General features: G+C 65.0%; 9 protein-coding genes. 4 read left to right on the forward strand and 5 right to left on the reverse strand.

The features are described 5' to 3' along the window. Position 1: 1 nt before the first annotated feature. The 3 genes from GGR38_RS12760 to ptsP are packed head-to-tail and all read right to left on the reverse strand — an operon-like array spanning position 2 to position 5,143. A complete protein-coding gene (locus tag GGR38_RS12760; RefSeq protein ID WP_183626102.1) occupies positions 2-1,666 on the reverse strand; it encodes a PTS fructose transporter subunit IIC in 1,665 nt (554 codons plus the stop codon). Positions 1,667-1,691: 25 nt separating this feature from the next. After that, positions 1,692-2,633 carry a 1-phosphofructokinase gene (pfkB, locus tag GGR38_RS12765; RefSeq protein ID WP_183626331.1) on the reverse strand — a complete coding sequence of 314 codons (942 nt, stop codon included), beginning with the start codon at positions 2,631-2,633 and terminating at the stop codon, positions 1,692-1,694. Continuing rightward, positions 2,633-5,143, reverse strand: a complete 2,511-nt coding sequence (gene ptsP / locus GGR38_RS12770) for a phosphoenolpyruvate--protein phosphotransferase (protein WP_183626333.1) — start codon at positions 5,141-5,143, stop codon at positions 2,633-2,635. The genes pfkB and ptsP overlap by 1 nt, the downstream gene beginning before the upstream one ends. A gap of 170 nt (positions 5,144-5,313) precedes the next feature. On the opposite strand from ptsP, the gene GGR38_RS12775 reads away from it, so the two are divergent. The 3 genes from GGR38_RS12775 to GGR38_RS12785 are packed head-to-tail and all read left to right on the forward strand — an operon-like array spanning position 5,314 to position 8,223. After that, positions 5,314-6,327: a LacI family DNA-binding transcriptional regulator gene (locus tag GGR38_RS12775; protein WP_183626104.1), complete on the forward strand. Its 1,014-nt coding sequence runs from the start codon at positions 5,314-5,316 to the stop codon at positions 6,325-6,327. 1 nt (position 6,328) lies between these two features. Then, positions 6,329-7,213 carry a shikimate 5-dehydrogenase gene (locus GGR38_RS12780; protein ID WP_183626106.1) on the forward strand — a complete coding sequence of 295 codons (885 nt, stop codon included), beginning with the start codon at positions 6,329-6,331 and terminating at the stop codon, positions 7,211-7,213. After that, positions 7,213-8,223 carry a class 1 fructose-bisphosphatase gene (locus GGR38_RS12785; RefSeq protein WP_221227096.1) on the forward strand — a complete coding sequence of 337 codons (1,011 nt, stop codon included), beginning with the start codon at positions 7,213-7,215 and terminating at the stop codon, positions 8,221-8,223. The genes GGR38_RS12780 and GGR38_RS12785 overlap by 1 nt, the downstream gene beginning before the upstream one ends. Before the next feature lie 3 nt (positions 8,224-8,226). Here the strand turns inward: GGR38_RS12785 and GGR38_RS12790 are convergent, their stop codons facing one another. Beyond that, positions 8,227-9,279 carry an aromatic ring-hydroxylating dioxygenase subunit alpha gene (locus GGR38_RS12790; RefSeq protein ID WP_183626108.1) on the reverse strand — a complete coding sequence of 351 codons (1,053 nt, stop codon included), beginning with the start codon at positions 9,277-9,279 and terminating at the stop codon, positions 8,227-8,229. A 69-nt stretch (positions 9,280-9,348) separates the two neighbouring features. Here GGR38_RS12790 and GGR38_RS12795 point away from each other — a divergent pair, with 69 nt between their 5' ends. Continuing rightward, on the forward strand, positions 9,349-9,903 hold the full coding sequence (locus GGR38_RS12795; protein ID WP_183626109.1) for a TetR family transcriptional regulator: 555 nt from the start codon (positions 9,349-9,351) through the stop codon (positions 9,901-9,903). 32 nt (positions 9,904-9,935) lie between these two features. Here GGR38_RS12795 and GGR38_RS12800 read toward each other — a convergent pair whose 3' ends face one another. Continuing rightward, positions 9,936-11,879, reverse strand: coding sequence for a mechanosensitive ion channel family protein (locus GGR38_RS12800; protein WP_183626110.1), 1,944 nt, complete (start codon positions 11,877-11,879; stop codon positions 9,936-9,938). Between the last annotated feature and the right edge of the window lie 23 nt (positions 11,880-11,902).

Raw genomic sequence — 11,902 nt, forward strand, 5'->3', positions numbered from 1 at the left:
GTCAGGCGGCAGCTTCCGGCTTGCGTTTGAGCAGGCCCACCAGCAAAGCCGTCACCAACGTCCCGGCGACAATCGCCAGAGCATAGGCGGCCAGATGAGTCACCGCGCCGGGAATGGGCAGCACGAAAATGCCGCCATGGGGAACCTTGAGTTCGACCCCGAAGGCCATCGAGATGGCCCCGGCCACCGCCGAACCAGCCATCGTGGCCGGAATGATGCGAAACGGATCGCGCGCGGCAAAGGGGATCGCGCCCTCAGTGATAAAGGCCAGGCCCAGCACCCCCGCCGCGCCGCCCGCCTCGCGCTCTTCGGCGCTAAAACGGCTGCGGAACAGGAATGTGGCCAGTGCGATGCCCAGCGGCGGCACCATGCCCGCTGCCATGGTCGCGGCCATCGGCGTATAGACCTGGCTGGACACCAGCCCGACCGAGAAAGCATAGCCCGCTTTGTTGACCGGCCCGCCCATGTCAAAGGCCGACATCGCGCCAAGGATCACGCCCAGCAGGATCGCGCTGGACCCTTGCATCGAGCGCAGCCATTCGGTGAGAAAAGCCAGCGCGGCGGCCACCGGCGCGCCCACGGCATAGATCATCACCAGACCCGTCAGCAGTGAACCCAGCAAAGGCAGGATCAGAACCGGCTTCAACCCCGACAGATTTTTGGGCAAGCGGATCAGGCGGTTAAGCCCATCGACGCCATAGCCCGCGATAAACCCCGCCGCGATCCCGCCCAGAAAGCCCGCGCCAAGGCTGGAGGCAATCATGCCGCCGATCATGCCCGGCGCGATGCCGGGACGGTCGGCCACCGAATAGGCGATATAGCCCGCCAGCGCAGGCACCATCAGGGCAAAACCGGCCTTGGCCCCGATCTGAAACAGGGCATGGGCCAGCGTACCGGCGGCGGCATCGTCATTGGCATGAATCCCGCCAAGCGCGAAAGCCAGCGCGATAAGCAAGCCCCCTGCCACCACAAAGGGCAGCATGAAGGACACGCCGGTCATCAGATGCTTGTAAGGCCCTGCCCGCTCCTTGGCAGCGGCGGGCGCGGCGCTGGACGGCTCGCCGCCCTGCACCTGCGCTTCGGCCAAGGCGCGTTCGATCAGGCCCGCGCCGCCGGTGATCGCGGGCTTGGTGTTGCTGATAAACACGCGCTTGCCCGCAAAGCGCGAGCGGTCCACCTCGCGGTCGGCGGCGATCAGAACCACCTCGGCCTCGGCAATTTCTTCCGCCGTCAACGGATTGCCCGCGCCCACCGAGCCTTGCGTTTCGACACGGATCGGATAGTTCAACTGGCGGGCGCCCTCGGTCAACCCTTCGGCGGCCATGAACGTATGCGCGATCCCGGTGGGGCAGGAGGTGATGGCAACGATGGTGGGCCGGGCGCTGCCCTGATCCGGCTCGCGGATCGCTGACTGCGGATCGGCCAGCACATTGTCGAGGCTCAGCCGCCAATTCGCCCGCGCGGCCAGAGGATCATCCTCCCCACCCACGAACAACAGCGCCTGATCCTCGCTCAAAGCCTCAAAACTCTGGGCATCGGTCGGGCGGCGCACCGCCACTTCAATCGGGCGGCCCTGCGTGCGAGCAGCCTTGCGCAAAGCCTCGGCGGCCAGCAGGGCCTGCACCTCGCGGCCCCCGGCGTCGATCACGGCAAAGAGTTTTCTCATTGAATCCTCGTCCCTTTATAATTCATCAGGCCATGGTCATGGCGGAGAGGGAAACCTCCTGCGCCAAGGCCCGCACCGCGCCCAGTTCCGGCAGATTAGGCCCAGCCATGCCCAGCTTGCCTACGGCAAAGGCCGTGGCGAGCCGCGCCAGACGCTCCAACGGCAGGCCATCGGCCAGCCCAGCGGCAAGCCCGGCCACCATCGCATCGCCCGCGCCCACCGTGCTGGCCACGCCATCCAGCGCGAGATGGGCGCAAACCGCCCCCTGCGCCGAAACGAACAAAGCGCCTTCCTCACCCATCGAGATCACCACCAGTTCGACGCCCCGACGGCACAGATCCGCCGCCACCGACAGCAGGCCCGTTCGGTCCATCGCCGCCTGCCCGGTCCATGCGGCCAGTTCGCTGCGATTGGGCTTGATGACATGAGGCAGCACGACGGCATTAAGCGCATGTTTGAGCGGCCCCCCGCTGGTGTCGAGCAGGACGCGGCATCCGCGCTCGCGCAATTGCGCCACCATCGCGGCGTAAACATCATAGGGGCAACCGGGCGGCAGGCTGCCCGAGAGCGCCACCAGATCGCCGGAACGCACCGCGACGTTCAATTGGCTCACCACCTTCGCGACGAGCGCCTCGTCCACCGCCATGCCGTCGAGGTTGATGTCCGTGGTCCCGGCATCATCGACCAGCTTGAGATTGACGCGGGTGGAACCGGCCACGCGGATGAAACGATCCGTGATCCCCTTGGCGGCAAAGAGCGCGTCAAAGGGGGCGGCATTGTCGCTGCCCAACAGGCCATGGACCGCCACATCGGCGCCCCAGTCAGCCAGACAACTGGCAACATTGACGCCCTTGCCCCCGGCATTCTGGCGAACGGCGCGGGCGCGATGGACCTCACCGGGGATCAGGCGGTCGATGGTGATCGTGTGGTCAATGGCGGGGTTGAAGGTGACGGTATGGATGCGCATCACGCGGCCTCCCCATCGAGCGCGCGCACTTGGGCGGCGCCTTCCATCTCCAATGCGCGGCGAGCGAGAGCCTCCAAAGCGGGTTTGTCGCTGGCGCGGATACGGGCCTTGACGGCGGGAATATCGCGCGGGGTCATCGAGAGTTCGGACACACCAAGCCCGACCAGCAGCGCCGCGCCGAACGGATCGCCCGCAATGCCTCCACACACGCCCACCCAGCGGCCATGGGCCTTGGCCCCTTCCACCGTCATCGCGATCAGGCGCAGCACAGCCGGATGCAGACTGTCGGCCTCGCTGGCCAGATCGGGGTTCTGGCGGTCGATGGCCAGCGCATATTGCGTGAGATCATTGGTGCCGATGGAAAAGAAATCGGCATGGGCGGCCAGAGCCTTGGCCTGAACCGCAGCGGCAGGCACCTCGATCATGATGCCGATAGGGACCACGGGCGCGTCCATTTCGATGCGGATCGCCTCGCATGCCTCGCGCAGGCGGATCAGTTCCCATGCCGAGGTGATCATCGGGAACATGATTGAAAGATCGCCCCCCGCACGCGCCGCGCGATACAGCGCGCGCAATTGCGGTTCGAGCAGATCGGGCCGCCGCAGCAACAGCCGCGCCCCGCGCACGCCGAGGAAGGGGTTTTCCTCGCACGGCAGGTCCAGATGCGGCACCTGCTTATCGCCGCCAATGTCGAGCGCGCGCACAATCAGCGGGCGCGGCCCAAGAGCCTCGATCATCGCGCGATAGATCGCCTCCTGCTCATCCTCGCTGGGGCTTTCGCCGCGTTCGAGGAAGAGGAATTCGGTGCGCATCAGTCCCACGCCCTCGCCGCCTTGCACCAGCGCGAATTCGACCTGATCGGGCCGGTTCACATTGGCCGCAACCGCGATCTCATGGCCATCAGTGGTGATGGCGGGGCGGCTGCGCTCGGCGGCCTCGGCGGCGCGCTTTTGGGCGATTTCCGCGATCCACTGGCGGGCCGATTGCAGATCCTGCGGGGTGGGGTCGAGCCAGACCCGTCCGCTGTCGCCATCGACGATCACGCAGGCGCCCGGCTCCAGCCCAAGCAATTGCGCCCCGCCCGCCACAATCGAGGGCAGACCCAGCGTGCGCGCAAGAATGGCGCTGTGTGAGGTCGGCCCGCCGAGCGCTGTGGCCAAGCCCGCCACGCGCGAAATATCGAGCATCGCCGTGTCGGAGGGCGAAAGGTCAGAGGCAATCAGCACGCAAGGCTCATCGGGCAGATCAGCGAGCGATCCGGCGGCCAGCGAGGGGTCCATTGCGGCCAGCACGCGGCGGCCCACATCATGCAGATCCGCCGCCCGCGCCGCCAGCACCGGATTGCCCAGCGCCGAGAGTTGCCCCGCAACGCGCCCGACGGCCTGATCCCACGACCATGCCACGCCATGCCCTTCGACCATCAATTGACAGGTCAGCGTGATGAGGTCGGTATCGTCGAGCAGATCGGCCTGCGCCTTGAAAATGGCTGCCTCGCCCGCGCCAAGGCGGCGGGTGGTGTCGTCGATCAACACTTTCATCTGCGCCCGCGTCCGGGTCAGCGCGTCCTCAAGCGCAGCGCCCCCGGCCACAAGATCGACCGGTTCGTCCGGCACCACCAGTTCGGCGGAGGCAAGGATATGCACCCGGCCAATGGCAAGGCCGGGGCTGGCCGCGACGCCCGCAATGGCCTTGGTCTCGCCCGAGGGTTTCCAGCCGCGCACCGGGGCGCTGGCCTTGGCGGCGGCGCGGGCGGCATCTTCCTTTTCGCGCGCGGTCAGGCGGCGGATGGCCTTGACGAATGTGTCCAGCGCATCGGCCCGATCGGCGGAGATGGCGATCGTGTCGCCCGCCTTCAGACCAAGCTGGAGCAGCGAAACGAGGCTGCGCGGATCAGCGGTTTCCGCGCCATGGCGCACACGCAGGCGCGAGGACAGGCCGCGCGCCGCCTCCACCCATGCCGAGGCAGGGCGGGCATGCAGGCCCGAGGGGTAATCGACCGTCCAGCGCTCGACCTCGGCATAATCCTCGGCCGGGACGGTTTCGGCGGCGGGCGCGCCATCCTCATGCAGGGCGCGGGCGATGACCTCTGCGTCCTCGGTGGCGATCAGATGGGCGATGCGCGCCTCATCCTGAATCAGGCGGGTCAAGCGGCGCAGAATGGCGATATGGCTGTCCGAATTGGCCGCAATGCCCACGACCAGATGGGCGATCTGGCCCGGATTCCATTCGACGCCCTCGCGCAATTGCAGGATGGCGATGCCGTCATGGCGGACCAGCCCCTTGTCCTCGCCAAGGCCGTGGGGGATGGCCACGCCCGCGCCAAGGAAAGTGTTGGCCACCGCCTCGCGGCGCACCATGCTCTCCTCATATCCGGGCGCAACGCAGCCTGCGGCCACCAGCAACTGGCCCACCTGACGAATCGCGTCCTCCTTGTTGGCAGCCTTTGCAGCGATGCGCACGAGTTCAGGCGAACCAGACACTGCTGGGCCGGAAAGGGCGGCGCGGGGCATGATGGCGGAAGGGGCTGGCATGTTCAGAATCTCTCCACGTTCTGTCATTGGTCATAGAAAACGTTTTCTCACCACTTTTGTCAAGAGCTCTTGCATTTTGTGCGTCATTGAAGGCATGATGCAGCGCAGGAGAGGCCATCAGGCCGTTTGACAAGTGAGAACGTTTTCTGATGCCCGTTGAGATCAAATCCGTCGGAATTAAGGATGTTGCCAAAGTCGCCAACGTCTCGCCCGCCACCGTCTCGCGGGTGCTCAGCGGGCGCCCGGTCGATCCGGCCATGCAGGAACGAGTCCAGGCTGCCGTCATCTCCACCGGCTATCGCCCGAATCTGGCCGCACGACGCCTGCGTTCGCAACATACCAACACCATCGGCCTCATTCTGGCCGACATCCGCAACCCCTTCTTCACCGCCGTCTCGCGCGCCATCGAGAGCCTTGCGACGGCACGCGGCCTGCGGGTGATCCTGTGCAACACCGACGAGGACCCGGCCAAGGAGGCCATGTATCTCGAACTGATGCAGCAGGAGCGCGTAACCGGCATCATCCTTGCCCCCTCGCGCCAGAGGGTGACGCGCGCGGGCGATCTGGCGATGGATTGCCCGGTGGTGCTGATCGACCGCGCCATCCCCGGCGCGCGCGAGGATTGCGTGCTGCTCGACAATGAGGCCATGGCGGGCCTGCTGCTCGAACATCTCCACGATCAGGGCCACCGCCGCATCGCGGGCCTGTTCGGCGCCAGCAGCAGCACCGGCATCGAGCGCCGCAACGGCTTTGAACGGGCCGCCGCACGCCTCGGCATTACGGTTGACGCTCTGGCCATCCCCCATGCGCCGGGCGAGGCGGAAAAGGCGGTCGCCGCCCTGCTTTCCGGGCCCGACCGCCCCGATGCGCTGATGGCCAGCAATGGCCTTATGTTGGTTTCGGTGCTGCGGGCCTTGCGCTCGCTCTCGCTCGAGGTGCCGCGCGACATTGCGCTGGCCGGTTTCGACAATAGCGACTGGATGGAACTGATCGGCAATGGCTTGACCGTGATCGAACAGCCGGTCGAGGAAATCGGGCGGACGGCGATGACGATGCTGCTCGACCGGCTGGAACATCCCGATGCCGCGATGCGCAAGACCGTCCTTTCCGGCAAACTCATCGCGCGCGGGTCAAGCGCGCGCAACCCAGCAACAGGAAGCTGACATGCCCACCAAGCCCCCCATCGCCAAGCCCCCTATCGGACGCGACACACAGCTTTGCATGTCGCTCTCGGGCCGTCCCGGCAATGCCGGATCGCGGCTGCATAACCGGCTCTATGAATTGCTGGGTCTGGATTATGTCTATAAATCCTTCACCACCCGCGATCTGGCCGCAGCCATCGGCGGTATTCGCGCGCTGGGCATTCGCGGCTGCGCGATCTCGATGCCGTTCAAGGAGGATGTCATCCCCCTGCTCGACACCATCGAGGCCTCGGCAGCAGCCATCGACAGCGTCAACACGATCGTCAATGACGATGGCGTGCTGAGCGGGCACAACACCGATTATACCGCCGTGCGCGATCTGGTGGCAGCGCGGGGGCTTGATCCGGCGATGCCTTTCCTGCTGCGCGGCAGCGGGGGCATGGCCAAGGCGGTGACTGCCGCGCTGCGCGACAGCGGCTTTGCCCATGGCACGATCATCGCCCGCAATGCGCAGGCGGGGCAGGCTCTGGCCGCGCAATATGGCTATGAATGGCGGGCAGATTTGCCGGAAACCGGCGCGGCGCTGCTGGTCAATGTCACGCCTCTGGGCATGGAGGGCGCCGATGCCGAGGCGCTGGCCTATCCGCCGGACTTTATCGCAGATTGCCGGGCCGCCTTCGATGTCGTGGCCCAGCCCGCCCGCACACCCTTTATCCGCGCGGCCGAAGCGGCGGGCAAAACGGCCATTTCCGGAGCGGAGGTGATTGTACTTCAGGCGGTGGAGCAATTCGTGCTCTATACCGGCATCCGGCCCGACGCGGCGGCCATCGCCGATGCCGCCAGTTTTGCCCATGGCCCGCAAGTGGGCGAGTTGATGAGCGCGATCATGCAGGGAAAGGGGCAGTAATGGCCAGCGATCATGTGCAACCCATCACGCTTTCACGCTTTCTGATCGAGCAGCAGCGTCTGCCCGAACACCCCTGCCCCGCCGAATTGCGCCTGCTGATCGAAACGGTGGCGCGGGCCTGCAAGGCGGTGGGCCATGCCATCGCGCGCGGGGCGCTGGGCGATGTGCTGGGCGCGCTGGGCAGCGAGAATGTGCAGGGCGAGGTCCAGAAGAAGCTGGACGTGATCGCCAATGACCTGCTGCTCGACGCCAATGAATGGGGCGGGCATCTGGCCGCTATGGCGTCGGAGGAAATGGAGACGATCCACCGCATCCCCAATCGCTATCCCAAGGGTGAATATCTGTTGCTGTTCGATCCGATTGACGGGTCGAGCAATATTGATGTTGATCTCTCGGTCGGCACGATCTTTTCCGTCCTGCGCGCGCCCGATGCCTGCGCCGGGCGCGATGTGACCGAGGAGGACTTCCTGCAGCCCGGCCGCGATCAGGTGGCGGCGGGCTATGCGCTCTATGGCCCGCAAACGCTGCTGGTGCTGACCATCGGCACGGGCGTCTATGAATTCATGCTCGACCGCGAGGTGGGCTCATGGCGGATGACCGACGGGCCGATGCGGATCCCGGCGGGCAACCGCGAATTTGCCATCAACATGGCCCGCCGCCGCCAATGGTCGCCCGCTGTGGCCCGCTATGTCGAAGAACGCATCCTTGGCGCCGAGGGGCCGTGCGGGGTGGATTACAACATGCGCTGGACCGCCTCGATGGTGGCCGATGTGCATCGCATATTGAAGCGCGGCGGGGTGTTTCTCTATCCCAGCGACCACCGCACCACCGGCAAGGCCCGCCTACGCCTGCTCTATGAAGCCAATCCGATGAGCTTCCTGATCGAACAGGCCGGGGGCAGCGCCAGCGATGGCGCGGGGCGGATCATGGATGTGGCCCCCACCGGCCTGCACCAGCGCATCGGCGTGATGCTGGGCGATGCGGATGAGGTGAAGGCCATTACGGGCTGAGCTTCAGCCCACCGCCTCCCGGCGCTTTATGGTCGCGGCATCGGACAGCTTTTCCACCAGCCGGTTGAACAGCGTCACGCCGCGATCATGGGCCGTGGGCATCACGTCCTGCGCCGGGGTGGTATCGATCACGCGCTGCTGGGCCTCGATCATCACCTTGTCCTCGGCAAAGGCCATGCCGGCAATGCCCATCATGTGATCGCGCATCGCGTCATCACCGAATTGGCGATGCGGGCCCCATGAGAAGAAATAGCGCGAGGTCTTGTCGGTCAGCGGAGTCACCGCCTGACTGGTGAAATTGAGACCCGCAATGGCCTCCTCCATCGGCGGCGGGGCATAGTTCAAACGCTTTGCCGTACCCGCCGGATAATTCGCGCTCCACATCAGCAAGACGCCGGGCAGCAGGAAATCATAGCTGGACCAGCCGTCGATCAATTGCTCGGACTTGCGATTGCCGCTGCCATGGTTGTTTTCCAGCCAGCGTTCGACCCGCACGCCGCGCTCCAATGGGGTGACTTTGGGCTGAGAGGCGGCGAACTCCGGGCCTGCGCCAAAGCTGGCGGCGTGAACATAGGTCAAATGGCTGAAATCAAGCAGGTTGTCGTTGATGAGCCGCGCCTCGGCCTGATAATCGAGGAAACCGCATCCCAGAATATAGTCGGGATCGTCAAAGCCAACCGCAGGCGGGATCAACGCCGGGTCCGCCGCCTCGACCTCGCCCATCCATACCCAGATCCAGCTGTGGCGCACCACCACCGGATAGGAGCGCACGCGGGCGCGGGCCGGGATCAGGTCCTGACCGGGTATTTCGGCCACCTTGCCACCGGCTTCGAACAGGAGCCCGTGATACATGCAGCGCAGATGTTCGCCCTCGCACCGGCCCAGCGAGAGCGGGGCAAAGCGGTGGACGCATTTGTCCTCCAGCGCATGGACCGCGCCTGAGACAGAGCGCCAGATGACGAGGCGATCCCCAAGGATGGTCAGGGCAAAGGGCTTTTCGGGGGCAAGATCCTGCTCCCATCCGGCGACATACCAGGCATTGCGAACATAGGTCATGGCGGCCTCTTGGCTATTCTCTCCGCGGGGCAACTTGACTTAACACCGTTAAGTGGTCAACAAAAACCTATGGCTCGCCCCGCTCCCGCCCTTCTTGATCGTGATCGATTGATCGCCGCCGCCTTTGCGCAGCTTGAGGAAGACGGGCTTGATGGCCTGAGCATGCGCCGCCTTGCCACGCGGGTGGGGGTGCAGGCCCCGGCGCTTTACTGGCATTTCAGCGACAAGGCCGAACTGCTGGGCCTGATGGCGCGCGAGATTTACGCCGCCGCCTATGCCGCCGTGCCGCCGGCCGATGATTGGCAGACATGGCTGGGCCAGTTTGGCCGCGCGCTGCGGCGCAGCTTTGCCGCGCATCGCGATGGCGCGCGCCTCTGCGCGGCGGCCAGCCCGGCGCTGTCCGGCGAACCCGCCAGCCATGCCGAGGGCATTGCCGCGCCGCTCGTCACGCTGGGTCTGGATCAAAAGCGCGCCCTTGCCTGTCAGGCGGTGGTGATTTCCTTCACGCTGGGTTGGGAATCCTTTAAGGCCAACGGCCCGATGCGCGAATTCCTGCGCCAGATGATGGATTTCGACGCCACCTTTGAAACCGGACTCGATGCTCTGGTGCGCGGTCTGGCCTGATCCGGGGCCCCCTGCGGGTCGGTGCGCCGCGCTCAATTCGATCTGATCCTAATCTCCCTCCCCTCTCCCTGTCCGGCCAGCCAGAAGAGCAGATCGCTGCGGGTTTGGGCCACACCCATTCCGGATTTGGCATAGGCCTTGATATCAAACACCCATTCGGCATCGCCCAAAGTCTTGAGATAGATCCGGGGCGCGGGCTCGTCACGCAAGGGGGCAAAGCCTTTCAGCATTTCCAGCACCATATCGCGCGCCGCCGCCACCGTGACGCCGCCCGAAACGGTCAACGTCAGATCCAGCCTGTTCGCCATCAGCGTGTCGTCGCGATTGGCCACATTGGAGGAGATAAAGGATGAGTTGGGCACAATCGCAATGCCGCCGTCGGCCATGGCCAATTCTGTGGCGCGCACGCGGATCTTGCGGATCGTGCCTTCGGCCCCCGATACCGAAACCCAATCGCCGGGCTTGACCGGTCGCTCGATCAACAGGATCACGCCCGATACAAAGTTCTGGATGATCGATTGCAGGCCAAAGCCGATTCCCACCGAAAGCGCGCTGGCGATCAGGGTGATCTTTTCCAGTTGCAGGCCCAGCATATTGGTCGCGCCGAGCAGGGCAATCAGGGTTCCGATATAGGTAAGTCCGGTTGCCAGCGAGGTGCGCACGCCAATGTCGAGCGAGGTGGAAGGCAGGAAGCGATTTTCCAGCCACCCGCGAAACATGCGCGTCAGGGCAATGCCCACGACCAGCACGCAGAGCGCCAAACCCACGCTGCGCGGGGAAAGATCAAGCGAGCGCAGCGAATTGAGCAGCGGCATAGGCCGGATCTGTTCAATCACCACCGCATTGTCCCCATGCAGCGGCGCCGCGACAAGGCCGAGGGCAAACAGCCAGACCAGAACCGTAAGCACGGCGCTGGTCAGCAAGGCGATCTGCCTGAGCCGAGCGCGATGAATACCAGCGGCGGCGCCTGCGATGCGTTGGGTTGATCCCCCAGCATCGGACCATTGCACCAGAGCTGCATCGATAAAGCCTGCGATCAGCCAGGCGATGGTCAGCACCAGACCGGCCCAGAGCAATTCCTGCAGGATCAGCATGGAAAACTGAACATGCCCGGACACAAATGCCGCCACGCCCGCGCCAAGCGCCAGCCATAGAAAAACCGTGGCGCCGAATATCGCCGGAGCTGCCGCGCTTTTCCGATTTGCCGTCCCTGTTTCCGCCTCCTGTTCGCGGGCACGCCCCACTACCGCCAGAAAGCGGGCAACGAGAATGGTTTCGATCAGAGCGATCAGACCCTGCGCGATCGTCCAACTGGTGTTGTTGGCATGGATGACATGCGAGGCCTGATCGATGACATTGGTGACGCCCAGCATAATGCCCGCCGCCAGCGCATATTTGCCTATGCAGCCATCGAGTTCAGCGCACAGGCGAAGAGGACGCATCTCCGGAGCGTCGGGCGAATCCAGCGCCCGCCCCAGCCCCAGACCCAGACCCGCGATGCCCAGCCCCATCGAAAGCGCATCAGCCACCGGCTCGGTTGCGGGCAGGAGCCTCACGGTCAAATCCAGCCCCCAGAAGACTGTCTGCACCGCCAGAAAGACCAGCAATGTGGTGATGAAAACCGTGCCGACCGCTTTAAGGCCAATGGCGACCCGCGACGCCAAAGGTAACCGTTGCAACCACAGCCCGAAACGATGGAGCAGCCCGAGGCGAAAGGGCCATACGATCAGCAGGCCCACACCGGCGGTAATCAACAGGATCGGCAGGCCAAAAGCGTTCTTGAAGGGCTCGGCCAATTGGCGTTCGATCAGCGTCAGGGCCGTGCCCAGATCACGCTGCAAGGCGGGTAGGATCGGCAGATGATCGTTACCCGAGGCATAAATGGCGGCAGGCAGGCGGGCATCGATAAAACCGCCCGACGCCAGACCGGCTGCCGCTGCAATGATCGCACGCAATATACTGGAACTAAACGACATTCCTTCACCCTTATGCTGCGCAG

The sequence above is a fragment of the Novosphingobium sediminicola genome (assembly GCF_014196525.1).
GTDB lineage: Bacteria > Pseudomonadota > Alphaproteobacteria > Sphingomonadales > Sphingomonadaceae > Novosphingobium > Novosphingobium sediminicola.

Coding starts and splice junctions, on each gene's coding strand:
- GGR38_RS12785 (WP_221227096.1), top strand. CDS start 7,213: ATGGCCAGCGATCATGTGCAACCCATCACGCTTTCACGCTTTCTGATC.
- GGR38_RS12800 (WP_183626110.1), bottom strand. CDS start 11,879: ATGTCGTTTAGTTCCAGTATATTGCGTGCGATCATTGCAGCGGCAGCC.
- GGR38_RS12790 (WP_183626108.1), bottom strand. CDS start 9,279: ATGACCTATGTTCGCAATGCCTGGTATGTCGCCGGATGGGAGCAGGAT.
- ptsP (WP_183626333.1), bottom strand. CDS start 5,143: ATGCCCCGCGCCGCCCTTTCCGGCCCAGCAGTGTCTGGTTCGCCTGAA.
- GGR38_RS12775 (WP_183626104.1), top strand. CDS start 5,314: ATGCCCGTTGAGATCAAATCCGTCGGAATTAAGGATGTTGCCAAAGTC.
- GGR38_RS12795 (WP_183626109.1), top strand. CDS start 9,349: ATGGCTCGCCCCGCTCCCGCCCTTCTTGATCGTGATCGATTGATCGCC.
- pfkB (WP_183626331.1), bottom strand. CDS start 2,633: ATGCGCATCCATACCGTCACCTTCAACCCCGCCATTGACCACACGATC.
- GGR38_RS12780 (WP_183626106.1), top strand. CDS start 6,329: ATGCCCACCAAGCCCCCCATCGCCAAGCCCCCTATCGGACGCGACACA.
- GGR38_RS12760 (WP_183626102.1), bottom strand. CDS start 1,666: ATGAGAAAACTCTTTGCCGTGATCGACGCCGGGGGCCGCGAGGTGCAG.